Origin of the sequence: Streptomyces sp. NPDC086989 (assembly GCF_044745505.1) — a bacterium.
Classification (GTDB): domain Bacteria; phylum Actinomycetota; class Actinomycetes; order Streptomycetales; family Streptomycetaceae; genus Streptomyces.
In genome coordinates, this window is the sequence record NZ_JBIVAL010000008.1 from 225,875 (window position 1) to 249,746 (window position 23,872).

A 23,872-nucleotide genomic window follows, 5' to 3' on the forward strand; every position below is an offset into this window, starting at 1 on the left:
GAGGCGGTGCGTCGGCTGGGCTGCTCAGGCCCGGCGCGCCGCTTCGACGTCCGACGTGATGCGCAGGGTCGCTGCCGTTCCGCTGAGTTCGAGAAGCCGGCGGAGCTGCGGAGGAACGGGGCCCGCGACCATGAACCGGGGGAGCCGGTGATGCGCCTGGACGAGGAGCCGGAGCAGACCGGAGTCCGCGTAGACGACTCCGGACACGTCAACGATCGTCCGCGGGGCCTTGGTCGATTGCGCATCGGTCAAGGCCCTGCGGAGCGGGGCCACGGTTGCGCTGTCGAACTCCCCGGCGAGGACGAGGACGAGGACGCCGTCCCCGCTGTCGGGCAACTGAGTCACGCCCGTCCCGCTGAGCGTGCTCGCCAGCCAGGATCCGTAGGCCGACCGTCGGGCGTGCCGAGGGCGCGCGGTCCGGGAGGTGGATCGGAAGCGGAACGGGAGTCGCATCGGCATTGCCTGTCATCGGTGCTGCTGTGCGCAGGGAGGGGTTTTCCGTGCGGATCGTCCGTCGTCATGCTGCCTCAGGGAACGCGCAGGGCCAGCACGACGACATCGTCCTCCGGTGCCGGGTTCGCCTGCCTGCCGCTGATCCGCTGGAGCAGTTCGTCCAGCGGACGGTCACCGTGGCGCGCGAGCAGAGCGACGAGCTGTGCCGTGCAGGCATCGATGTCGTGGCCGCGGCGCTCGATGAGCCCGTCGGTGTGGAGCACCAGTGTGGAGCCCGGCGGAAGGTGGCGGCGGGACTCGGTGCGAAGGAACGGCCCGAGGTCCCGGTGGAGCAGCATGTCGTGCTCCTCCAGGGTGGTCACCCGCCCGTCGGGCGTACGGAGGAACGGCGGGGGGTGGCCGGCGTTGGACCAGGTCAGCGTCCAGCCGGGGCCCTCGTCGGCCAGGTCGAGACGCGCGTGGACCAGTGTGCCGCTGGCCTCGACCGGCAGGACCGAGCAGGCCGCGTCAAGGGCGGTCAGGGCAACGGCGGGACTGTACGGGGGGTGGTCGAGGGTCGCCTGCCGCAGCATGCTGCGGACCTGACCCATGACCGTGGCGGCGTGCATGTCGTGGCCGGTGATGTCACCCACCGTGACCATCAGCGCTCCGGGCTCGCCGCCGGGCGAAGCACTCGGAAGGTGGTAGGCGTCGTACCAGTCCCCGCCGATCATGTCGCCGACCGCAGCCGGCTGGTACAGGGCGCTGATTTCGACGTGGCCGGCCAGGGGAAGAGAGGTGAGCATGGCCTCCTGGAGCTGCCGGGCCACGGAGATCCTGTCGTCCAGGTACAGGGCGCGCTCCACCGCCTGCGCGGTGTAACCGGACGCCGCGGTGAGCGCGGCACGCTCGGTGACGCCCACCTCGTGCCGCTTGGCCCAGCAGACGGCGAGCACCCCCAGCAGGGCTCGGCTGCCCCAGAGCGGCAGGCACAGCACGGTGGTGAGGCCCATGCGGTCGAAGAAGTCGACCGCCTCGGGGCTGTAGTCGGCGACGAGGGCCTCGCGGTCGGGTACGAAGACCGCACGCCGTTCCCGCATGGCCCGGGTGCTCGGGAACGCCGCGTCCACGGGCAGCGTGAGGACCTCCCGTTCCACCGTGCGATCGATGTCCGGGTCGGGAACCCGGTGCAGCTCGTCCTTGTCGGCGACCAGCAGGCCGACGTACGAGGGCTTCCCGGCGCCGGCGAACAGGTCCCGCACCCGTCGTCGGACGTCCTCCAGCCCGGACGTCTGGGCCAGCTCCTCCGATGACCGCAGCAGCAGCTCGGCATGGTCCAACCCGACCTGGGCCTCGCGCTCCAGCCGCTGCGCGTCGGTCCGGGCACGCTCGGCGGCGGTCCGCGCGGTCTCCAGAACCCTCTGTACGGACCGGCTCTGCGCCGACAGGATGCGCAGGCACAGCTCGGCGGAGCAGACCGCCGCCAGGTCCTCCAGGTCGGACAGCTCGCCGTCCCCCCAGGCCCGCGGCTCGTGGTCGACGGCGCACAGGACGCCCAGGACGAGCCCGTCGCCGTCGGTCAGCGGCACTCCGGCATATGCGACGACTCCGAGGTCCGCGATGACGGGCTCGGTACGGAGCCGCTCATCGGCGCGGGCGTCGGGCACGGCCAAGGGTCGCCCGGAGGCCACCACGCAGCTGCAGAGCGCATGCGAAGGCGGCAGAGCGCGAGCGGCCGCCCAGGGCTGCGGCAGGCCGTACGTGCCGGGCAGAAACTGCCGGTCCTCCTCGACCAGTGAAACGAAGGCCATGGGGACATGGAGCAGCCGGGACACCAGGCGTGCGAACCGATCCATCCCTGAATCCGAAGCCGCCGAAAGGCCGGCCAGCCTCAAAGCGTGCCGCCGGGCGTTGTCCGGGTCCGAGCCGGATTGGCGTACCTGCTCCGACATCTGCCCTCCGGTCCTGCTGCCCGAAGTCCTCAACGGCATCGTAGAACGGCGCGGGCCCGGTCCGCCGGTTGTACGGTGACAGGACGGACAGGTGCAGAGGGCGTAGCAGGTGAGCGTGGATCGTGCGCGGGCGACTCTTCCGCAGGGCAGGCGAGGCCTGACGGTGGGAGTGGAGGAGGAGTACCTGCTCGTGGACCGGCGGACGGGGCTGCCCGTGGCCCGTGGTCCGCACGTGGTGAAAGCCGCGACCGCGGTCCTGGGTGAGCAGGCCCAGGTGGAGTTCCTCGGCGCGCAGGTCGAGGTGTGCACCCGCCCCACGGCCGATCTGGCGGAACTGAGGTGTCAACTGGGCCTGCTGCGCAAGGTGATGGGCGAGGTGGCGGCCGACGCGGGATGCCTCCTGGTGGCCACCGGAACCCCCGTGATCCCGCCGGGGAGTCCGCCGACGGTGACCCCGGGGGAGCGCTACGGGCGGCTGGCCGCCCGATGGCCCTCGCTGGTCGGTTCGTACGACGGAATGGTCTGCGGCTGCCACATCCACGTCGGGGTGACCGGGCGCGGTCAAGCCCTCGCGCTGTCCAACCAGATGCGTCCCTGGCTGCCGACGCTTCAGGCCCTCGCCGCCAACTCGCCCTTCTCCCTCGCCCGGGACACCGGGTGGGCGAGCAGCAGGTCCGTGGAGCACGCGCGATGGCCCGGGGTCGGGCCCGCGCCCCTCCTCGACGAAGTCGGCTACGAGCGACTTGCAGACCACCTGGTGAAGACCGGCGCCCTGCTGGACCGTCGGATGATCTACTGGTACGCGCGCCCCTCCGAACACGTACCGACGCTCGAGATCCGGGTCTGCGACGTGAACGCCGACCTCGACGTGGTGCTGCTGCTCACCGCGCTCGTGCGCGGTCTGGCCACCACGCTGCTGCTCGACGTCGGGGACGGGCGCCCGCCGCCCGACCACCCCGTCGGCCGCCTGTACGCCGCCCACCGGCTCGCCGCCCGCCACGGACTGGCAGGGGAAGGCCTCGATCCCGTCTCGGGGGAACTCGTACCGGCCCTGACGCTGACGGAGCGCCTCATGGCCCGTGCGGCGCCCGGGCTGGCGGCCGCGGGAGACCTCGACCTCGCCGAGGAGCTGTTCCGCCGGGTGAGGCGCTCCGGGGGCGGAGCCGCCAGTCAGAGGGCCGCGTACATGCGACGGGGACGCCTGGCCGACGTGGTGAGCGATCTGGTCCGCACGACCGCCGCCGGCTGACGCGTCTCGCACGGGGAGTGTGACAGGAGTACCGCCGTGGCCTGGTCTACCCCGTGGCTTGGTTTACACCTGTGGCCTGGTCTACATGGGGTCCATGGTTCCGCTGCCCCGGCTCTCCCGCTCGGTCCTCTCCCGGAGGCGCATGGCCCTGTCCCTCAGCCGCTGCCGTTCTGCCGGGTCGGTGGCGTGCTGTGCCGCCTGCTCCAGCTCTTGAGCCCGTTCGCGCATCTGCTGAGCCCGCTCGCTCGGCTGGCTGTCGCCACTCATGATCACTCCTACGGTCGGGTGTGGTGTGGGTCCCATCCCAGGCAAACAGCGGCCGGGCCGACGCGCCACCGCTGCCCGGGGGCCGCGCTTGCGGAAAAGGTGCGCTTCCCCCGTTTGGGCCGAGGGAGAGGGGCCATAAGCGTGGTCATGGGAGTCCGTGGCGGTGAGCGGCGCGGGTTCCCGAGGAGGCCCGAGCCGGGTGGTGGCACCCCCCGCCATCGCGCGGCTCGGGCCCTTCGTACGAGCCTCACCCCCACGGGCGAGCCCGGGCGGTCGCGGCCCCGAGGCGGTGCCGAGGTGCCCTAGAGTCGCCGCATGCGACGGAGGACAGGGCTGGTGATGGCCGGGGCTGCAATCCTGGCCTGGGGCGAGTGGTTGAACTGGCGCTGGTCTCGAGCCCTCGTAGGGAGCCGCGGGGGTGGTACCGAAGCCGTGGTCGTGTTGGGCTACCGGAACCCCCAGGCCACGGCGAACGTGATCACCCGCTGGCGGGTGCGTGCCGGAATCCGCTCCATCGCCGCCGCCGCTGACGGTGGTCGTGCCACCTGTCTGATCCTCAGCGGCGGTGCGCCCGGCGGCGGCGCCACCGAGGCCCGACTGATGGCTGACCATGCGAGGTCGGTGCTCAGCTTCGACGGCACGGTGGTCCTCGAAGAGCAGAGCGGGACGACATGGGAGAACATCACGAACGTGATCCCCCTGCTGGAGGACGTCGACCGCATCAAGATCGCCTCTCAGCCGGCCCACGCGCTCAAGGCACGCGCCTACCTGCGGCGCCAACGCCCTGACCTTGCCAAGAGGCTCGTGCGCGCGGACGACTACCGCCCCGGTGAGTGGCTCTTCGTCAAACCGCTGCTGGCTCTGTACGGACTTTGGACACTCCGCGGCCTCGAAGCCGGGGAACGAGGGCCCCTGCGGATTCGAGACGGGTGGAGCCGCCGGGTCAAGGCCAGCGCGCCGGTACGCCGACTCGGCAAGGGGCTCATAGGCTGACCGGATGCGCCCCCACGATCTCGTCGTCACCGGTGCGGGATCCGGCAACACCGTCATCGACGCCCGGGATCGTGGAGAAACGCCCTGCTCGACCTGAACCTGTGAAGCCCCCTGTCGGGGGAGGCGCAAGGAGGCGCTGTGACAGAGCTCGACCCCTTCACCGACGCGTTCGACGGCCCGATGTACGTGGTCACGGCCGCATCCGGCAGCGAGCGGGCGGGCTGCCTGGTGGGCTTCGCCTCGCAGTGCTCCATCGACCCGCCGAGGTTCACCGTCTGGCTGTCGATCAACAATCACACCTACCAGGTCGCCTGCGAGGCCGAGTACCTCACCGTGCACCTGCTCCACCGGCGCGACCGTGCGCTCGCGGAGCTCTTCGGAGGGGAGACGGGTGACCGGGTGGACAAGTTCTCAAGGGTCGGGTGGCGGCCCGGAGAATCGGGCAGTCCGATCCTGGAGCAGCTCTCCACCTGGTTCACCGGCCGGATCGAGGGGCGTATCGAGGGCGGCGACCACGTGGGTTTCCTCCTGGCGCCGGTAGCAGTGTGCCCGCCGTCCGAGGGCCCGCCACCCCCACTGCTCCGGTATCGAGAGCTGGGGGACCTCGAGCCCGGTCACCCGGCCTGATTGCCACGCACGGCGTAGTGGACCGGAAGGCTGGCACGTTTCAAGCGTGCCGAAGCGGTAAGGCGCCCGGTATGGTGCAAATCGGCTACACGATGATGACCGAGCAAGCCGGGCCCCGGGAGCTGGTCGACCACGTGGTGGGAGCGGAACGGGCCGGTTTCGACTTCTCCGTCATCTCCGACCACTCCTTCCCCTGGCTGGAGGCCCAAGGCCACGCGCCCTACGCGTGGAGCGTCCTGGGGGCCGCCGCGCAGGCCACGTCACGGATCCCTCTCATGACGTACGTGACCTGCCCGACCTTCCGCTACCATCCCGCGGTGATCGCCCAGAAGGCCGCCACGATGCAGCTCCTTTCCCAGGGGCGCTTCCGGCTGGGCCTCGGCTCCGGCGAGAACCTCAACGAACACATCGTCGGCGCGGGCTGGCCCGCCGCCCACGTCCGCCTGGACATGCTCGAGGAAGCCGTGGGCATCATCCGCTCCCTGTTCGCCGGCGGGTACGTCAGCCACCACGGCGCCCACTTCGACGTGGAGAACGCCAGGCTCTGGGACCTCCCCGACGAGCCGCCCCCGATAGGTGTCGCCGTCTCCGGAGACCGCTCCTGCGAGATCGCGGGCCGGTACGGTGACCTGCTCATCGCCACCGAGCCCAAGGCAGAGCTGGTGAACGCGTTCAGCGGGTACGGAGGCTCCGGCAAACCGTGCGTGGGCCAGCTGCCCGTCTCCTACGACCGCGACCGCGATGCGGCCGTGGCCCGGGCGCACGAGCAGTTCCGCTGGGCGCTCGGCGGCTGGAAGGTCAACGCGGAACTCCCCGGCCCGGCGGGCTTCGACCAGGCCTCGCAGCACACGACGCCCGAGGACGTCGCGGCTGCCATCCCCTGCGGCGACGACGTGGACGCCTTCGTCGACGCGGTACGCCCCTACGTCGACGCCGGATTCACCGAGATCGCCCTGGTCCAGATCGGCGGCGACCAACAGGAACCGTTCCTGGACTGGTCCGCCACGAAGCTGCTGCCGGCCCTGGGAGAGCTGTGAAAGCGGCCTCCTCCGTGAACCTGAACAAGGCCGGGCCCAAGCAGGGGCTCGGACGCTGAGGCCCGCGGGAGGCGGACATGAACCGTGCCGCTCTGTTCGATGTCGACGGCACCCTCGCCGACACCAACCACCTCCATGTCGTGTGCTGGTGGGAGGCCCTGCGGCAGGCGGGCCACGACGTCGCGATGCACGACATCCACCGCGCGATCGGGCTCCCCGGCGAGGACCTCCTTGCCCACCTGCTGGGAGAGGGGCGGGACACGAGCGAGGACGAGGAGCTCAGCGCCGCCCACACCACCCTCTACGGCACGTACTTCGACCGGCTTCCCCCGCTGGACTCGGCAGCCGACCTTCTGCGTGAGCTCGACCGACGGGGCTGGCGGATCGTCCTCGTGACCTCCGCCAAGGACGCCGAGCTCGACGCGCTCAGACGCGCCGTCGACGCCGACGACGCCATCACCGCGACGGCGAGTTCCGACGACGTCGACGAGGGCAAGCCCGCACCGGACCCGGTGCGCCACGCCCTCGATCTCGCCGACACACCGGCGCACGGCGCCGTGTTCGTCGGCGACACCGTCTGGGACATGCAGGCGGCCGCCCGCGCCGGCGTCGCGAGTGTGGGACTGCTCTGCGGTGGCATCCCGCAGCGCGACCTCGAGGACGCCGGGGCCCGAGCCGTCTACCGGCACCCCGCCGACCTGCTCGCCCGCCTCGACACCAGCCCGTTCGCGGCCACCCGGACCGCAGCGCTTGAGCCGTGACCTGCCGGGTAGGCGCAGGGCGCAGGAGACGCGCCGAAGCCAGATGAGGCCCCAGGATGGAGGCCAACCATGTCGACCAGCACGCTTATCACCATCATCGTCATCGCAGCCGTCGTCGTGATCGCGCTTGCGGTCGGACTGTGGATGGCGGCACGTAGAAGGCGGCTGCAGAAGAAGTTCGGACCCGAGTACGACCGCACGGTCGAGACCGAGGGCGGCCGCATGGCCGCCGAACGCGAGCTACGGGCCCGCGAGGAACGCCACGACAAGCTGGAGATCAAGGAGTTGCCACCCGAACGGCGAGAGCGGTACACCGTCGAATGGAGCACCGTCCAAGAGCATTTCGTGGACCGACCGGAAGACTCCGTGGAAGAGGCCGACGAACTGGTGTCGCGGCTGATGCGCGAGCGGGGCTATCCCACGGACGACTACCGCGGGCAGCTGCGCGACCTTTCGGTTGACCACGGCCGGACCCTGGAGCACTACCGGGCCGCACACGACGTGAAGGTACGTAGCGCCGGTCACCAGACGACAACCGAGGAACTCCGAGGGGCGATGGTGCACTACCGCGCCCTGTTTGACGACCTGCTGACTGACCAGAGGAGTCGTTGAGATGCAGAACGACGCAAGCAGCAACGAGAGAGTGGGGGACTCCGGCATCACGACGGAGGACATCGCCCATCCGGCGTCGGCTTCGGAGGCAGGCACGGACACCGGCACGGACACCGGCACGGAAGCCGGCACGGAAGCCGGCACGGACGCCGGTGCGTACGGCGAATCCGGCAGCGCGCCGGCGGACGGGCGGACGCCGCCCGTGTATCCCGGGGAGGCCACCACGGACGCGTCCGCCGAGGAGCGCGATACCCGCGACAGCGGGGCCGGGCTCGCGACGGACAGCGGATCGCAGGCCGGCTCGGACGAGGCCGGTGCCGATCAGCCCCTGCTGGGTGCCGAGGACACTGAGGAGTACCACAAGACGTGGAGTGAGATACAAAGCCGGTTCGTCGACGACCCGCAAGAAGCGGTCAGGTCGGCGGACGCCCTGGTTGCCGAGGTGATGCAGACCCTGGCCCGTTCGTTCTCCGCCCACAAGCAGGGGCTGGAGGAGCAATGGAGCCAGGGCGAACAGGTCGCGACCGAGGATCTGCGGCTGGCGCTGCAGCACTACCGGTCGTTCTTCAACCGTCTGCTGAACACCTGATCTGCCGGGGGTGGTTGGGCTTCCCGCGGGGTGAACCAAGCGCCCGCCCAGGGGAGGTGGCTCCCGACCTCCCCTGGCCGGGAAGGAGTTCAGTCGATGCAGAACTCGTTGCCCTCGATGTCCAGCATCGGGATGCACGACTCGTTTTCCTCATCGGCGTACAGCGTTTGCACATGGGTCGCGCCGAGCGCGACCAGCCGTGCGCACTCGGCTTCGAGCGCGGCGAGGCGTTCGTCCCCCACGAGCCCCGTGCCGACCCGGACGTCGAGATGGACCCGGTTCTTGACGGCCTTTCCTTCGGGGACGCGCTGGAAGTACAGGCGCGGGCCCACGCCCGTGGGGTCACTGCAGGCGAACCATGATCCTCGCTTTTCCGGAGGCAGGGTGCCGTTGAAATCGTCCCAGGTGGTGAACCCCTCCGGAGGTGGTGGTGCGACGTACCCCAGCACTTCGCACCAGAAGCGGCCGACGCGCTCGGGTTCTGCACAGTCAAAGGTGACTTGGAACTTCTTGATCGCAGACATCGGCGCACCGTACCGCGTACCAGGCGGCCCCGGCACCCATTTTCCGAGCCGACGTGCTCGCGGACTGCCGCCGGGGCGGGGTACCCGGAACTTCTTCTTTTCGTCCCCTTGACGATATGGGTACCGCTCATTATCGTCGCGTTGACGAAATGAAGGGGGTTCGCCATGGCCGACATCACCCGGCGCTTCGGCTGGCGTCATCTGCGCTCCGCGCCCACCGCCCACGTCCGCCACCACAGGCGCGGCCGGCTCGTCCACGACGGGCGAGGGCTCAGTTTCTGGTACCGGTCGCTGTCGGCGGCGCTCTCCGAAGTGCCGGTCGCCGACCGGGAACTGGCCATGGCGTTCCACGCCCGTACGTCCGACTTCCAGGACGTCGCCGTGCAGGCCACCGTCACCTACCGGATCAGCGACCCGACCGAGGCCGCGGACCGACTCGACTTCTCCATCGACCCGGACACCGGCAGCTGGCGCGGCGCACCCCTGGAGCAGATCGCCACTCTCCTCACCGAGACCGCCCAGCAGCACGCGCTTGACGTACTCGCCCGGACTTCGCTGGCCGTCGCCTTGATGGACGGCGTCGCCGCCGTACGGGGGCGGGTCGCCGCCGGTCTCGCCGCCGAGCCCAGACTCCCGGCCACCGATCCGTCCCGAGGCCGAGGTGGAGCGCGCCCTGCGTACGCCGGCCCGCGAGCAGATCCAGCAGGAGGCCGACCGGGCCACCTATGAACGGCGGGCCGTGGCCGTGGAGCGGGAGCGGGCCATCGCCGAGAACGAGCTGGCCAGTCAGATCGAACTGGCCCGCCGAGAGGAGCAGTTGATCGACCAGCGCGGCACCAATGCCCGCCGTGCGGCGGAGGAGGAGGCCGCTGCGGACGGGGTGCGGACCGAGACCGAGGCGGCCCGCAAGGTCCGCCTGGCCCGCGCGGACGCCGAGGCGGAGCGCGAAACGGGTGCGGCGCGCGCCGAGGTGCAGGCAGCCTGGCTGCGCGTACACGACGAAGCCGGCCCGGGCACCCTGCACGCCCTGGCGGCGACCCGGCTGGCGGAGAACCTGCCGCGGATCGAGAGCATCACGCTCTCTCCCGACGTCCTCACCGGGCTCCTCACCAGGCTCGGGCGCCCGGAAGGCGGCGCGGGCGCGTGAGCCTGGCCCCGCGGGCGGTGCTCGTCCACCGCAGGACCGAGTACGAGGAGCTGCTCGCCCGGCACGGGACGCACGGGCAGGCCGCGTTCTTCCTTTCCAGCCGGGGCCGGTCGATCGACGACGTGGTCCGCCGCCACGACCGCACCGTGCAGGCGCTGAGGGAAGTGGCGGCGGCGGTGCCCCTCACATGGCGCCACTCCCGTGTGGAGCGGGCGGACCTGGACCGCTTCCTGTTCGCCCCGGAGGACGTGGTGGTCGTGGTCGGCCAGGACGGCCTGGTCGCCAACACCGCGAAGTATCTCCGCGGCCAACCCGTGGTGGGCATCGACACCGACCCGGGGCGCAATCCGGGTGTCCTGGTCCGTCACCGCTGCGTCGACGCTGCCGCCCTGCTGCGTGCGGCGACCGCCGCCGGGGGGCGGGCAGAGGAGCTGACCATGGTCGAGGCGGTCGCCGACGACACCCAGCGCCTCCTGGCGTTGAACGAGATCTACCTGGGCTCGCCCGGGCACCAGACGGCCCGCTACCGCCTGGGCTCCGACGACGAGCAGGGCCCGGGGGAGGCGCAGGCGTCCTCGGGGGTGCTGGTGGGCACCGGCACGGGCGCCACCGGCTGGCTGCGCTCCCTGTGGCTGGAGCGCGGCAGCCCCGTGGGGCTGCCTGCACCCTGCGACCGGCGGCTCCTGTGGTTCGTGCGCGAGGCATGGCCCTCACCCACGACCGGAACGACGAAGGTCGCCGGTGAGCTGGGGGTGGGGCAGGGGCTGCAGCTGACCGTGGAGTCGGACCGGATCGTGGTCTTCGGCGACGGGATGGAGAGCGACGCCCTGGAGCTGACCTGGGGGCAGAGCGTACGGCTGGGCATCGCGGAAACGTCGCTGCACCTGGTGACGTGAAGTCCTCAACCGGAGCTGCAGGGACCCCGATCCGTGACTACGGTCCCCGCTCGAACGGGCCGGGACCGTAGTCGGTCGTACCCGTCAGAGGATGCGCCAGGCGACGGCGTACGGCTGGGGGAACTGGGTGATCCGGAAGGCAGTGACGACGACCTCCGCCTCCCCGGCCGGAATATTCTGCCAGTTGACCTGCTCGACGTTGTTGACCCGGTCGAACCCCGGATCCGTGCCCATGTTGCCGTGGCGCTCCTGACCGCCTGCCCGGACGACGAGGTCGAGATCGTTCTGCAGTGCCTTCCCAGGAGGATCCGTCCAGACGAGGGTGACCTTCAGGGTGCGCGCCGCCCCTTCCGGGATCGTGATGCGGAACGACCGCTCCTCTCCCTGGTCCAGCTCTTTGGCGTCGGTGAAGCCCGCCCGGCCGGCATCGGTCGGCAGGACGACGGCTCGCTGGAGGTTGACGAGGCCGAAGCCGCAGCTGTTGTTCGGAGTGGGGCCCGTCTCGGAGGGGCTGTACTGACCGGGCAGCTCGTCAGCGCCGTTGATCAGCATGGCCTTGATGAGCGCCGCGCTGGGCTTCGGGGTGCCGTTCTTCACGAGCGTCTCGCGCAGCACCGCCACACAGCCCGCGACCAGCGGGGTGGCCATGCTGGTGCCGCTGTCGAACATGAACGCGGGGTCCGTGGAGACGCCGAAGAGACCGTCGTCGGAGGCCAGCCGCGAGCGCGTCGAGAGGATCGCCGTGCCGGGTGCGACGATGTCGGGCTTGATCCGTCCCTCCTGGGTGGGGCCGCGGCTGCTGAAGGCCGCCATCCCGGCGGGGTTGTCCGCCATCCTGTCGCCGCGGATCGGTGGGGCGGGGTACGAGAGCGGCCTGAGGTCGTCGTAGGTGTGGGTGATCTGGGGGCGGTCGCCCTCGCTGGCGCCGACGGTGATGATGTTCTTGGCTCCGGTCTCCCCGCTGATGGCCCGCAGGTTGATGTGGCCGTCACCGTCGCGGTCCGTACCGTCGTTGCCTGCGGCGAAGCAGATGACGAAGTCCTTGTTGTCCCAGACGAACTGATCGACCTCGCGCGCCGCCTTGTTGTACGGCAGGCCCGGGGTGACCGGACCCCATGAGTTGGTGTGGATCCGCGCGCCGTCCTCCACGAAGGGCGGCTCGAACAGATCGTGCAGGTTGGTGGGGATCCCGGACAGCGAGCCGTCGTCGGCCAGCAGGGACTGGAGCACCAGCCTCGCCTCCGGAGCCGTGCCGGTGATGGCGCCGCCCGTGGCCGGCGACGTGCCGTCGCCGCCCATCGTCGCCGACACGCCGTCGCCGAGGACCGAGCCGGCCACGTGGGTGCCGTGCCCGTCGGGGTCGTCCGTCCTCGCCGGGCTCGTGCGGCCCAGGGCGATCAGACGCTTGACCCGGCCGGTGAAAGCGGGATGGGCATTGGTGGTGGACCCCTTGTCGAACCCGGTGTCGGCGACGCACACGATCTGGCCCTCGCCCCGGAACCTGGTGCCGTTGAGGGAGACGCGGGCGTGCATGAGGTTCGCCGCGACGGTGTTGTACAGCACCCTCTCGGGGACCTCCTCGATCTCCTTCACCTCGTCGAGGGCGGCAAGCGCGGCCAGGTCCTCCTCGCGGACCGTCACGCGTACCTTGTCGTGGTCGGCCTGTACCTCGCCGGGGCTGACACCGGCTGCCGCCGCGATCCGGTCCTGAAGGCCGTCCGCGCTCGCGTCGACGTCCTCGTGCAGGACGACGTCGATGGTCCGGGGACGGGGACCGCCCGCCTCCAGGGGGTCGGCCAGCACGGCCACCCCCGGCCGCAGCCGGTTCGACCGGAGCGACTGGGCGATCTTGAAACCCTTGAAGTACACGTCGGCCCAGGTCACGAACGGGAGCGCGCGCACGGCATCCAGATCGGTGGGCCGGAAGCCGCACAGATACGTGTCGTCCGGAACGTATTCGTGGATCACCACCCCGAGCGCCGCGAGTTCCTCCTTTTCCTCGGACGTGGGCGGGTGTGAGGTCTGGACGAGGAGGTAGTTGGACGTGGTGGCGTCCTCGGACACCAGCGAGGCGGTGGCCAGATCATCGGCCTGCGCCAGCGGGTCCACCGTCACGCCGTTGATGGTGATACGGGACATGCCGAACTCCCGGAAGGTATGGGCGTTGGCGAAGGTGCGCGCAGTCAGCAGCCCTGGTTCTCCCCGGCCCTGCGCCTGCCGGCGCCATCCGGTCGGAGCCCGTCCGGTCCGGCGGCGCGCTCGGCGGCGCGGCACTTCCGTTCGGCCAAGATGCTAGGCGGGGACGGCCTCCCGGCATGCGCAGGACACGGGGAATGCCTCCATCCGGACTCGAAGTTGCTCCGAAGGGGGCTTTGAAGCACGGGGGAGAGCCGAGACCGTGATCCAGCACACATCGCGCGGAGCGATGACTTCGCCGGCCTCGGTAGGTCGGATGAGCGACAACACAACTTGAGGAAGGCTCCTTCATGACCCCCACGCTCAGTGCATCCCACGTCGCTTCCGCAGGGCCCGCGTCCCGCGCGGCGGTACGCCCGTGGCTGGCCGGTGGCATCGCGGCCGGTCCGGTGTTCCTCGCTGCCGGTGTCGCGCAAGGCATCGCCCGTGACGGCTTCGATTTCAGCCGGAACGCGCTCAGTCAGCTCGCGCTCGGCGAGGCGGGCTGGGTCCAGACGGCGAACTTCCTGCTCGCAGGCGTCCTGCTGGTCATGGGAGCGGTCGGTCTGCGCCGCGTGCTGAGCGGGACCCCGGGCGGCTCCTGGGCGCCGGTGCTGATCGGTGTCTTCGGTGCCTCGTTCGGAGCCGCGGCGGCCTTCCCGGCCGACGCCGGGGCGGGCTTTCCCGCCGGAGCGCCCGACGCGACCGTGCTGAGCGGCCACGCCGGTGTCCACGTGGCCGCCGGCATGGTCGGCTACCTCGCCCTGTGCGCCGCCTTCGTCGTGCTCGCCGGCCCGCTCGCCGCCCGGGGCCACCGCAGGTGGGCCGTGGCCTCGCGTCTGGTGCCGGTCGTCGTCCTCGCCGGCTTCGCGGCCTCCGCCGCCTCCGTCCTGGCCTTCACCGCAGGAGCGGGCCTTGGCCTGCTGTGGCTGACAGCGGTGATGACTCGCCTGGCGTGCGTCCCGGTGAACCGCTGACCGCTGGCCGACTGCCGCTCGCGCCACACGCGCCCGGCGTCCACACGTATGCGGGCCGACTGCCGCGCGTGCTACACGGCGTCGAGGCGCTCCGGCAGGCCGAAGAGCGGGAAGAGGCGGTCGGTGTCACGGAAGGCCGCGATGCCGCTGATCCGGGTGCCGGAGAACTCGACGACCTGGAGGGCCCAGGGCACGTAACCGGTGCCGTCCCGGGAGGGACGGTACTGGCCGAACGCGGGAGAGCCGTTCGCCTGGGTCGGGACCAGACGCGAGCCGCGGCAGCCGATCGCGGGACCGGTGAGCCAGGCGTGGATGTCGGGGACACCGCGCATCCATTTCGCGTACGGGGGCAGGCACAGCGTGGCGTCGACGTGGAGGAGCATGCTCAGCTCCTCCATGTCGTAGCGGGAGAAGGCCGTGGCGTACCGCTCGGCCAGGACTCGCCGGACGCTGTCGGACGGCCGCGCAGCCGGTCCGTCCGTCGTGTGGCGGCGGGCGGCCAGCGTCGCTCGGGCCCGCTGCAGGGCGCTGTTGGCTGAGGCGACGGTGCAGCTGTGCAGGGCGGCGACCTCGCGGGCCGAGAATCCCAGGACGTCCCGCAGGATCAGCGTGGCCCGCTGCCTGGGCGGCAGGTGCTGCAGCGCGGCGACGAACGCCAGCCGGACCGATTCGCCCGCTGTAGCGGCCGCCTCCGGATCGCCGCCGGGACACGGCTCGACCCACAGGACGGACTCCTGCGGGGGTGCCGGCGGGGTACCGCCCTCGCTCGGCGCCGACAGGTCCATCGGCAGCGCCCTCCGCCGGCCCGACGCGAGGGCGTCCAGGCATACGTTGGTGGCGATCCGGTACACCCACGTCCGCAGCGCCGACCGGCCCTCGAAGCGGTCGAGGCTCCGCCACGCCCGGACCAGCGCCTCCTGCACCGCGTCCTCGGCCTCGGCGTACGACCCCAACATCCGGTAGCAGTACCCGGTCAGCTCCGCCCGGTACTCCTCAAGACCCTCGGCCACTGCGCCGGGCGCCCCGGAATCCCCCATGCCGCACTCCTTCGAAGAGACAGTCCCAGGCCGGTGTTCCCGGCGCTCCCACTGTAGGAGCAGGCGCCATGACCGAAGCGCGGGCCCCTCCTGCGAGGAACTGCTCGCCCGGGTGCCGGGCTGTCGCCTTGGGGACAGGCCCTAACCGGAACCACTGGTGCTGGCCGGCAGGGCCTGTTGATAGAGCGCCACCAACACTCCGTGCAGGGGCTGTTCCTCCGCATCTTCCTCGGCCTCGTCGACCAGTCTGGCGAGAGTCTCGCCGAGTTCTCTCGCCTTGGCGGGGCTCAGGCGCAGGTGGCGCAGGGTCAGATGCGTCTCGGCGGGTGAGAGGTCCAGTTCCTGGGCGAACGCGGCGAGCATCGCGGCGGTGCCCGCCGCCTGGGGTTCGGCCACGACCATGTGCCGGGCCGTGCGCTGGTAGTACTGCTCGGTGCCACCGCGGACCTGGCGGGTCTCGGCGATGTGGATCAGCCCGGCTTCGCGGAGCACTTTGAGGTGGTGGGCCACGTTGCCCTTCTTCGCGTCGAGCTGCGCCGCAAGCTGCCTGATGGTGGCAGGCCGATGGCCCAAGGCGAAGAGCAACCGCTGACGCAACGGGTTGGCGAGCGCCGCGAACTGCTCCGGCGCGCCGATCTCCAGAACGTCCTCGGGGGGTGGCAGATGGGGAGGCTGATCGCGCATACCGAAAGTGTCTAAAGTCTTTGACGCTTTTGCAAGGGCAGTGGTCTACTCCCTGTCATGACGACTTCAACGAAGCTTTCACCGGCCCCTGTCATCGACGAGACGGTCCGGCTCCTGACCGAGCGCTACGTTTTCCCCGAGATAGCCGAGCAGCTCGCCGGCCTGCTGCAACGACGTCTCGCCGAGGGCGCCTACGACGTCGACGGCGCCGAAGAGCTCGCCGGGTTGGTCACCGCGGACCTGCAGTCCGTCAACGGCGACCGGCACCTGAGGTTGAAGCACCACGCCGACCCCGTGTCCCCGAAGCGAGGGGCAGCCACCATGGACGCCATGCGCCGGGACTTCGAGACCTCGCTGGGCGGTGCGCCCCGGGTGCAGCTGCTCGACGGAGGGGTCGCCGTGGTGGAGCTGGCACCGATGCTGTTTCCGCTGGAGTGGGCCGCCGAACCGCTGGGCGCCGCGCTCACCCTGGCCTCCCGCGCCCAGGCGCTGATCGTCGACCTTCGCGACAACCGGGGCGGCGACCCGGACACGGTCGCCTTCGTCTGCAGCTACCTGCTCGACGAGCGCACTCACCTCAACAGCATGCAATGGCGAGCCGGCGAGCGCAGCGAGCAGTCCTGGAGTCTGCCGCACGTTCCCGGCGCCCGCTTCGGTGGCAGCAAGCCGTTGTACGTGCTGTCCAGCGAGACCACCTTCTCTGCCGCTGAAGAGCTGGCGTACGACCTCCAGCAGCTCGGCCGCGCCGTGGTCGTCGGCGAGCGCACCCGCGGCGGCGCACATCCGTGCCAAGGCTGGACCGTGCACCCGCACCTGGAAGTCACGGTCCCCGTCGGCCGCGCCGTCAACCCCGTCTCCGGCACGAACTGGGAAGGCACCGGCGTGCAGCCGGACGTCCCTTGCGCCGCTGCTGACTCCCTCGCCCACGCCCACGCGCTGGCCCTCGCCCGACTGGAAGGCTGAGCAGACGTGACGCCGTTCGGCGGCTGCCAGAGGGCCGAGACCTACACGGTGTAGGGGCATGGCCCGCGCGGCCTGGGTCGTCTCACCCGCTGCCGGCGGCCGGAGCGTACGGCACCGCGGCAACCGGGTTCGGCGCTGCCCCGTTCCTGTCCTCGTGCCGGTCCTCTTTCCGGTCCTCGTGCCGGTCCTGGTGCCGGTCCTCTTCGAAGGACCGGAGCAGGTCTGCGGCGACACTCACCGCGATCGTGGCGGGTTCCTTGCCGGTGATCCCGGAGATTCCGATCGGGGTCTTGATCCGGTCGATGGTGGCCGCGTCATGGCCGCCCTCGGTGGCCAGCCGTTGCCGGAAACGCGCCCATTTGGCGGACGATCCGATCAACCCGATCGAGCCGAGACCGGCGGTGCGCAGGGCGGCGTCGCACAGTGCGGCGTCCTCGGCGTGATCGTGCGTCATGATCAGGACATGTGCGCCGGGCGGCAGTTCCGCGAGCACCTCCTCCGGAAGCAGGGGGGTGTGGTGCACGTGGATCTGCGCCACCGCGTCCGCGAGCACGCCGAGTCGTGCGTCGGCGAGCATGTCCGGGCGGGTGTCGATCAGGTGCAGGTCGAGGTGGTGGCGTGCCAGGATGCGTGCCAGTTCCAGTCCGACGTGCCCGATGCCGAAGACGGCCACCGCCTGGACCACCGGCAGCGGTTCGAGCAGTACGGTGACGGCTCCGCCGCAGCACTGCACCCCGTGCCGGCCGGTGACCTTGTCCGTGAGGGCGAATTCCATCAGCTCCGGCTCCGGCCAGGCCGCGCCGTTGAGCTCGCGCGCCCGATCGATGGCCGCGGCCTCGATGTTGCCGCCGCCGATCGAACCCCAGGTCTCGGTCCGTCCCACGACGAGTTTGGCACCGGCCCGGCGGGGTGCGTGGCCGCGCACGGTCGCGACGGTCACGAGCACGCCGGGTTCCCGGCGTGCCCGCAACCGCGCGACCGCGGCCACCCAGCTCATGTCAGGCATTGCTCACAGCGCTTGCGTCGGCGCGGACCCCGCTGCCGTCGGGGTCACGACCGTCGTGCCGCGCACCCCCCTTGCGGGCTGCTTCGACGGCCCAGTACACGGCCTCCGGTGTCGCGGGGGAGGCGAGCTCCACGCTGATCCCGGAGGGACCGAACTCCCCGGCCGCCTGCCGCAGTGCCTCCCGCACCGACAAGGCCAGCATCAGCGGAGGCTCGCCCACCGCTTTGGACCCGTACACCGCGCCCTCCTCGGTGGCGTTCTCCAGCAGCCTCACGTTGAACTGCTCGGGCATCTCCGAGAAGCTCGGCAGCTTGTACGTGCTCGCGGCCTGGGTCAGCAGCCGACCACGGTTCGGCCCGTCGCCCGCGTCCCATCGCAGGTCCTCGAGCGTGAGCCAGCCGGCGCCCTGTACGAAACCGCCCTCGATCTGACCGATGTCGATCAGCGGGGAGAGGCTGTCGCCGACGTCGTGCACGATGTCCACCCGCCGGATCCGGTACGCGCCCGTGAAGCCGTCCACCTCCACCTCGGTCGCGGCGGCGCCGTAGGAGAAGTACTTGAACGGCGAGCCCCGGAACGTCTTGGCGTCCCAGTGCAGACCCTCGGTCCGGTAGAAACCGGCCGCAGACAACTGGACCCGCTGGAAGTACGCGGTGCGCACCAGGTCGTCCCAGGCCAGCGCCTTGTCGTTGCCGAGGACGCGTGCGACGCCCTCGACGATGCGCACGTCCGCGGCGTTCGCACCCAGCTGGGTGCCGGCCACCTGCAGCAGCCGCCCGCGCAGCTGCTCGCAGGCGTTCTTCACCGCCGCGCCGTTGAGGTCCGCCCCGGCACTGGCGGCGGTCGCGGAGGTGTTGGGCACCTTGTCGGTACGCGTCGGGGCCAGCCGCACCTTGTGCAGCGGAACGCCCAGCGTCGTCGCGGCCACCTGCAGCATCTTCGTGTGCAGGCCCTGCCCCATCTCGGTCCCGCCGTGGTTGATCAGGACCGAGCCGTCCTTGTAGATCAGCACCAGCGCGCCGGCCTGGTTGAAGGCGGTGAGGTTGAACGAGATGCCGAACTTGATCCCGGTGATCGCGAGCGCCCGCTTGGTGTGCGGGTGGGCGGCATTGAAGGCCGCGATCTCGCGCTTGCGGTCGGCGATGCCGGCGTCGTCCTGGACCTGCTGCCAGACGACCGGGATCCGTTCGGGATGGGCGACCGGCTGTCCGTACGGCGTCGAATGCCCCTGCCGGTAGAAGTTGCGTTGGCGCAACTCCATCGGATCCAGACCGAGCAGGGGTGCGCACCGGCCCATGATGTCCTCGATCACCAGCATGCCCTGCGGTCCGCCGAAGCCGCGGAACGCGGTGTTGGAGACCTTGTTGGTCTTGGCGATGCGACCGGTGACGCGTGCGTTGGGAATCCAGTAGGTGTTGTCGATGTGGCACAGCGCTCGGGCCACGACGGGCTCGGACAGGTCCAGGCTCCAGCCGCCGTCCGCGGTCAAGGTGGCGTCCAGGGCCTGGATGCGGCCCTCGGCGTCGAACCCGATCTTCCAAGAGGCGTGGAAGCCGTGGCGCTTGCCGGACATGGTCAGGTCCTGGGTCCGGTTGAGGCGTACGCGGACCGGCCGGCCGGTCAGCCTGGCGCCGAGCGCGGCTACGGCCGCGAACCCGTGCGGCTGCATCTCCTTGCCGCCGAAGCCGCCCCCCATCCGCAGGCACTGCACGGTCACCTCGTGGCTGTGCAGGCCGAGGACGTGGGCGACGATCTCCTGCGTCTCCGAGGGGTGCTGGGTGCTGCTCTGGACGAACATCTGGCCGCCCTCGTCGACGTGGGCCAGCGCCGCGTGCGTCTCGAGGTAGAAGTGTTCCTGATCGGAGAACTGGAACTCGCCGGTGAACACGTGCGCGGAGTCCTCGAAACCGGCGTCCACGTCACCGGTCATCATGACCGGCCGGGCGCCGTGGAAACTCTCCGCCGCGATCGCTTCCCGCAGTGAGATCACGGAGGGCTTTTCGTCGAGTTCCACCTCGACGGCCGCCGCTCCGAGCCGGGCCGCCTCCACGGTGTCGGCGAGCACCCAGGCGACGGCGTGGCCGTGGAACATGACCTCGTCGGGGAAGAGCGGTTCGTCGTGCTTCATACCGGCATCGTTGACGCCGGGAACGTCAGCACCGGTCAGTACGCGGACCACACCGGGCACGGCGAGGGCCGGCTCGGTGCGCAGCGCGGTGATCCGCCCGTGGGCCTTCATGACCTGGACCGGGTACGCGTGCAGTACGTCCTTGGCGCGGTGGACCAGGTCATCGGTGTAGAGCGCGGCCCCGGTGACGTGCAGGTCGGCGCTCTCATGCGGCATCGAGACACCGACGACGGGCTTTTCGGGACGCTCGGACAGATGGCTCATGACGACACCGCCTCGGTGGTTTGCGCGTACAGCTTCAGCAGGCTCTGGCCGAGCATCGCGGAGCGGTATCCGGCGCTGGCCCGGTGATCGTCCATCGGTGTGCCCTGGGCACGGAGCACCCGGGCCGCGGCCTCGACTGTCTCCGCCGCCCACGGCCTGCCCTCCAGGGCCGCCTCGGTGGCGAGGGCGCGGATCGGGGTTGCGGCCACGCCGCCCAGGCCGATGCGCGCCTTGCGCACGGTCCCGTCCTCGATGTCGAGCGCGAAGGCGACAGCCACGCTGGAGATGTCGTCGAAGCGCCGTTTGGCGATCTTGTGGAAGGCCGTGACCGGTGACAGCGGCAGCGGGATGCGCACCGCGCGGATCAGCTCGCCGGGCCGGCGCACGCTCTGCCGGTAGCCGGTGAAGTAGTCGGACAGGGGGACCTCGCGTTCACCGTCGACGTCGGCGAGCACGACCGATGCTTCCAGAGCGAGCAGCACCGGCGGGCTGTCACCGATGGGGGAACCGGTACCCAGATTGCCGCCGAGGGTGGCGCTGTTGCGGATGAGGCGGGACGCGAACTGCGGGAACAGCTCCGCCAGCAGCGGGACGCTGCCGTCGAGGCGGCGCTCGATCTCCGTGAGCGTCAGCGCCGCCCCGATCTCGATGTGGTCGGATTCGACCCGCATCCCGCGCAGTTCGGGGAGACGGTCGACCGCGACCACGCAATTCGCCCGACGAGCACGGATGTTCACCTCGACGCCCCAGTCGGTGCTTCCGGCGACGACCACGGCGTCGGTCCGCTCGTGCAGGAGTTGCAGCGCACCGGCCAGGGAGCTCGGCCGCAGGAACGTGGCGTCGCCCCGGGTGTATGCGGTGGCGGCCGGTTCGGGCGGGGACTGCTCGCGGCGCTGCGCCAGGGGGTCGTCCTCGGTGGGTGTACCGACGGCGAAGGCGGCGTCGCGAATGGGGCGGTAGCCGGTGCAGCGGCACAGGTTTCCGCTCAGCGCGTGCAGATCGAAACCGTTCGGACCGTGCTCGGTGCCGGTGCCGGTACCATCGGCCGACTCCGGGTCCGGGTCCGGGTCGGGGGGCGCGCAGCGGTCGGGTCGGTAGTACTCGGAGGCCATGCTGCAGATGAATCCGGGTGTGCAGTAGCCACATTGGGAACCGCCGCGTACGGCCATCTCCTCCTGCACGGGGTGCAACGCGGCCGGCGTTCCGGGCTCGCCGGCGGTGGCCAGGCCCTCCGAGGTGATGACCTCCTGACCGTCGAGCGCCGCGACCGGGAGAAGGCAGGCGTTGACCGCCACCCAGTCGGTGGGCCTGTTCAGCCCGGGACGGGCCACCAGGACCGAACAGGCGCCGCATTCACCCTCGGCGCAGCCCTCCTTGGTGCCGGTGAGACCACGCTCGCGCAGGAAGTCCAGCACGGTGGTGTGGGGGGCGGCCGGTGCGATCGGCGTCTCTTTCCCGTTGACCGTGATCCGTGCCGCTACCACGGCGCGCTCGCGTTTCGGCGCGCGGTCGATGTGACTGTCCAAGTCGCCATTTCAGGGCTCTCTTTTTCGGTGGTCGCAGCTCGATAACTCAGAGCGCGACAAATCGACACGCAACGACGTGCCGTGGATGGTGACAGAGATGAGAAGGTGCCGGGGCCCGCGATCGGGCACGCCGGGAAGGGGGCTGCTCAGCGGCCGTGTGCTACGCGACCGGGAGCCCAGGCGATCTGGTGTGCGAGGCGAAGCAGCTCGGAGTAGGTCGACATCCGGCTTCGCCCCTTCCAGTAGTAGCTTCCGAGTCGGTGCGGTCGAAGTTACGTCGCCGCAGGATCATCGGTCAAGAGGATGCAGGTCGATCCCATTCCGGTCGGGCTGTTCTACGCGGTGGCCGGCAGGACGTGGTCGCCGACCTTGTCCGTGCTCAGGCACAGCGAGCAGACGACCGCGTCGTGCGTGGCGCAGGCGGTGACGTCGGGGCGCTCGTACGGCTGGTGGCAGACGTGGCAGTCCAGGGTGGCTGCGCTCGGGTTGCCATCCGTGTCCAGCAGGGGCTCGTCGATGCCGTCGTCGGTGCGACGCAAGTAGTAGCGGCCCTTGGTGACCACGGCCATCAGCGGGGTGACGACGAAGGCGATGACGGCTGCGGCCACGGGTGAGTACGGCTGGAGGGCGTCGCCGAGGAGGTGGAAGTACATGGCGATCGACAGGACGGACGCGGCGGCGAAGGCCACGACACCGACCGGGTTGACCGCGTGGAGCATGCCACGGCGGAATTCCGGCTGGAGCGGGGACAGCTTCAGCACGCACTTGTTGATGCCGATGTCGGTTGCCACGGTGACCACCCAGGCGATCGCGCAGTTCGAGTAGAAGCCCAGGATGCCGCCCAGGAAGCTGAACATGTCGGCTTCCATCAGGACGAGTGCGAAGGCCAGGTTGACCAGGACGAAGACCATGCGGCCGGGATAGTGCTTGGTGACGCGGGTGAAGGAGTTCGTCCAGGCCAGTGAGCCGGAGTACGCGTTCGTCACGTTGATCTTGATCTGACTGATGACCACCAGGACCACGGCGAGCGGGATGACCACCCAGGACGGCATCACCGCCTCGAAGGCGCTGCGGAACTGCTGGATCGGCTCGGGCGCAGCCGCCGGTCCGACCTCGGCGATGACGTAGACGGCGAGGAAGACACCGATGGCCTGCTTGAGCGCACCGAGCAGCACCCATCCGGGGCCGGCCATGACCACGGCGGTCCACCAGGTGCGCTTGTTCGCCTCGGTCTTGGGCGGCATGAAACGCAAGTAGTCGATCTGCTCGCCGATCTGCGCGATCAGGGACAGGCAGACACCCGCTCCGAGCATGACGGAGGCGGTGTTGACGGCGCCGTCGCCGTTCGTGCCGGGGTAGGCCAGGAAGCGGTCCACGGTGCGGGGGTCGTCGGCGATCAGGTAGACCAGCGGACCGACCATGAGCAGCAGCCAGATCGGGGTGGTCCACACCTGGAGCGTGCTGAGCGCCTTCATGCCGTAGACGACCAGCGGGATCACCATGAGCGTGGAGACGGCGTACCCCAGCCACAGCGGCAGTCCGAGCCCGAGTTTGAGGCCCTGGGCCATGATCGAGCCTTCGAGGGCGAAGAAGATGAAGGTGAAGCTGGCGAAGATGACGCTGGTGACGACCGAGCCGTAGTAGCCGAAGCCGGCGCCGCGGGTGATCAGGTCGAGGTCGATGTTGTAGCGCGCGCCGTAGTAGGCCAGTGGGAATCCGGTGATGAAGATGACGACGGCGGCTACGGCGATGGCCACGAGCGCGTTGCCGGTGCCGTGGACCAGGCCGATGCCGGCGCCGATCGAGAAGTCGGCCATGTAGGCGATGCCGCCGAGGGCCGTGGTGGCCACCACCATGGGGGTCCAGCGACGGTAACTGCGGGGTGCGAAACGGAGGGTGTAGTCCTCCAGCGTCTCCTTGACCGCCTGGTCGGCAGCGGGCCTCGACGCTTCGGTCGTGGTCCGTCGTGACTCGGTGGTGCTCATGCCCCGCCTCCCGTTGGCGCTGGATGCAGATGATGCGATGC

At 70.5% G+C, this 23,872-nt stretch carries 21 protein-coding genes and 1 pseudogene; 11 read left to right on the forward strand and 11 right to left on the reverse strand.

Features of this window, described 5'->3' with window-relative positions; all coding sequences use genetic code 11:
• Positions 1-24: 24 nt before the first annotated feature.
• Both ACIPK4_RS21240 and ACIPK4_RS21245 read right to left on the reverse strand, forming a co-directional pair.
• A complete protein-coding gene (locus tag ACIPK4_RS21240; protein WP_402314792.1) occupies positions 25-345 on the reverse strand; it encodes an STAS domain-containing protein in 321 nt (106 codons plus the stop codon).
• A 182-nt stretch (positions 346-527) separates the two neighbouring features.
• A complete protein-coding gene (locus ACIPK4_RS21245; RefSeq protein ID WP_402314794.1) occupies positions 528-2,288 on the reverse strand; it encodes a SpoIIE family protein phosphatase in 1,761 nt (586 codons plus the stop codon).
• A 205-nt stretch (positions 2,289-2,493) separates the two neighbouring features.
• Here ACIPK4_RS21245 and ACIPK4_RS21250 point away from each other — a divergent pair, with 205 nt between their 5' ends.
• Positions 2,494-3,633: a YbdK family carboxylate-amine ligase gene (locus ACIPK4_RS21250; RefSeq protein ID WP_402314796.1), complete on the forward strand. Its 1,140-nt coding sequence runs from the start codon at positions 2,494-2,496 to the stop codon at positions 3,631-3,633.
• Positions 3,634-3,714: 81 nt separating this feature from the next.
• On the opposite strand, the gene ACIPK4_RS21255 is transcribed toward ACIPK4_RS21250, so the two are convergent.
• A complete protein-coding gene (locus ACIPK4_RS21255) occupies positions 3,715-3,900 on the reverse strand; it encodes a DUF6381 family protein (protein WP_402314798.1) in 186 nt (61 codons plus the stop codon).
• Between the two features lie 315 nt (positions 3,901-4,215).
• Between ACIPK4_RS21255 and ACIPK4_RS21260 the strand changes: the two genes are divergently transcribed.
• The 6 genes from ACIPK4_RS21260 to ACIPK4_RS21285 all read left to right on the forward strand — a co-directional run bounded on the left by ACIPK4_RS21260 (position 4,216) and on the right by ACIPK4_RS21285 (position 8,519).
• Positions 4,216-4,893 carry a YdcF family protein gene (locus ACIPK4_RS21260; protein WP_402314800.1) on the forward strand — a complete coding sequence of 226 codons (678 nt, stop codon included), beginning with the start codon at positions 4,216-4,218 and terminating at the stop codon, positions 4,891-4,893.
• Positions 4,894-5,031: 138 nt separating this feature from the next.
• Positions 5,032-5,520: a flavin reductase family protein gene (locus ACIPK4_RS21265; protein WP_402314802.1), complete on the forward strand. Its 489-nt coding sequence runs from the start codon at positions 5,032-5,034 to the stop codon at positions 5,518-5,520.
• Positions 5,521-5,591: 71 nt separating this feature from the next.
• On the forward strand, positions 5,592-6,557 hold the full coding sequence (locus tag ACIPK4_RS21270; RefSeq protein ID WP_402314804.1) for an LLM class F420-dependent oxidoreductase: 966 nt from the start codon (positions 5,592-5,594) through the stop codon (positions 6,555-6,557).
• 77 nt (positions 6,558-6,634) lie between these two features.
• Positions 6,635-7,318 (forward strand): HAD family hydrolase, encoded by a 684-nt coding sequence (locus ACIPK4_RS21275; RefSeq protein ID WP_402314806.1) that lies wholly within the window; start codon positions 6,635-6,637, stop codon positions 7,316-7,318.
• A gap of 69 nt (positions 7,319-7,387) precedes the next feature.
• On the forward strand, positions 7,388-7,930 hold the full coding sequence (locus tag ACIPK4_RS21280; RefSeq protein WP_402314808.1) for a hypothetical protein: 543 nt from the start codon (positions 7,388-7,390) through the stop codon (positions 7,928-7,930).
• A gap of 1 nt (position 7,931) precedes the next feature.
• Positions 7,932-8,519 (forward strand): hypothetical protein, encoded by a 588-nt coding sequence (locus tag ACIPK4_RS21285; protein WP_402314810.1) that lies wholly within the window; start codon positions 7,932-7,934, stop codon positions 8,517-8,519.
• An 89-nt stretch (positions 8,520-8,608) separates the two neighbouring features.
• On the opposite strand, the gene ACIPK4_RS21290 is transcribed toward ACIPK4_RS21285, so the two are convergent.
• Positions 8,609-9,043, reverse strand: a complete 435-nt coding sequence (locus ACIPK4_RS21290; RefSeq protein ID WP_402314811.1) for a VOC family protein — start codon at positions 9,041-9,043, stop codon at positions 8,609-8,611.
• 165 nt (positions 9,044-9,208) lie between these two features.
• On the opposite strand from ACIPK4_RS21290, the pseudogene ACIPK4_RS21295 reads away from it, so the two are divergent.
• Together ACIPK4_RS21295 and ACIPK4_RS21300 are read left to right on the forward strand one after the other, a co-directional pair.
• Positions 9,209-10,190: pseudogene (locus ACIPK4_RS21295) on the forward strand (SPFH domain-containing protein).
• A complete protein-coding gene (locus ACIPK4_RS21300; protein WP_402314813.1) occupies positions 10,187-11,086 on the forward strand; it encodes a hypothetical protein in 900 nt (299 codons plus the stop codon). The pseudogene ACIPK4_RS21295 and the gene ACIPK4_RS21300 overlap by 4 nt, the downstream one beginning before the upstream one ends.
• A gap of 84 nt (positions 11,087-11,170) precedes the next feature.
• Here the strand turns inward: ACIPK4_RS21300 and ACIPK4_RS21305 are convergent, their stop codons facing one another.
• Positions 11,171-13,225 (reverse strand): S8 family serine peptidase, encoded by a 2,055-nt coding sequence (locus ACIPK4_RS21305; protein ID WP_402314815.1) that lies wholly within the window; start codon positions 13,223-13,225, stop codon positions 11,171-11,173.
• Between the two features lie 347 nt (positions 13,226-13,572).
• On the opposite strand from ACIPK4_RS21305, the gene ACIPK4_RS21310 reads away from it, so the two are divergent.
• Positions 13,573-14,238: a DUF998 domain-containing protein gene (locus ACIPK4_RS21310; RefSeq protein WP_402314817.1), complete on the forward strand. Its 666-nt coding sequence runs from the start codon at positions 13,573-13,575 to the stop codon at positions 14,236-14,238.
• Positions 14,239-14,309: 71 nt separating this feature from the next.
• Here ACIPK4_RS21310 and ACIPK4_RS21315 read toward each other — a convergent pair whose 3' ends face one another.
• The gene (locus ACIPK4_RS21315) at positions 14,310-15,275 is read right to left on the reverse strand and encodes a sigma-70 family RNA polymerase sigma factor (protein ID WP_402314819.1); all 966 of its coding nucleotides are present in this window, start codon (positions 15,273-15,275) and stop codon (positions 14,310-14,312) included.
• Between the two features lie 141 nt (positions 15,276-15,416).
• Positions 15,417-15,959, reverse strand: a complete 543-nt coding sequence (locus tag ACIPK4_RS21320) for an ArsR/SmtB family transcription factor (protein WP_402314821.1) — start codon at positions 15,957-15,959, stop codon at positions 15,417-15,419.
• Positions 15,960-16,016: 57 nt separating this feature from the next.
• Between ACIPK4_RS21320 and ACIPK4_RS21325 the strand changes: the two genes are divergently transcribed.
• Positions 16,017-16,922, forward strand: a complete 906-nt coding sequence (locus ACIPK4_RS21325) for a S41 family peptidase (RefSeq protein ID WP_402314823.1) — start codon at positions 16,017-16,019, stop codon at positions 16,920-16,922.
• An 82-nt stretch (positions 16,923-17,004) separates the two neighbouring features.
• Here the strand turns inward: ACIPK4_RS21325 and xdhC are convergent, their stop codons facing one another.
• The 4 genes from xdhC to ACIPK4_RS21345 form a co-directional block, all read right to left on the reverse strand.
• Positions 17,005-17,919: a xanthine dehydrogenase accessory protein XdhC gene (gene xdhC / locus ACIPK4_RS21330; RefSeq protein WP_402314825.1), complete on the reverse strand. Its 915-nt coding sequence runs from the start codon at positions 17,917-17,919 to the stop codon at positions 17,005-17,007.
• Between the two features lies 1 nt (position 17,920).
• On the reverse strand, positions 17,921-20,320 hold the full coding sequence (gene xdhB, locus ACIPK4_RS21335; RefSeq protein WP_402314827.1) for a xanthine dehydrogenase molybdopterin binding subunit: 2,400 nt from the start codon (positions 20,318-20,320) through the stop codon (positions 17,921-17,923).
• Positions 20,317-21,804: a xanthine dehydrogenase small subunit gene (locus tag ACIPK4_RS21340; RefSeq protein WP_402315196.1), complete on the reverse strand. Its 1,488-nt coding sequence runs from the start codon at positions 21,802-21,804 to the stop codon at positions 20,317-20,319. Before ACIPK4_RS21340 ends, xdhB begins: the two co-directional genes overlap by 4 nt.
• Before the next feature lie 377 nt (positions 21,805-22,181).
• A complete protein-coding gene (locus ACIPK4_RS21345; protein ID WP_402314829.1) occupies positions 22,182-23,831 on the reverse strand; it encodes a purine-cytosine permease family protein in 1,650 nt (549 codons plus the stop codon).
• Positions 23,832-23,872 lie beyond the last annotated feature (41 nt).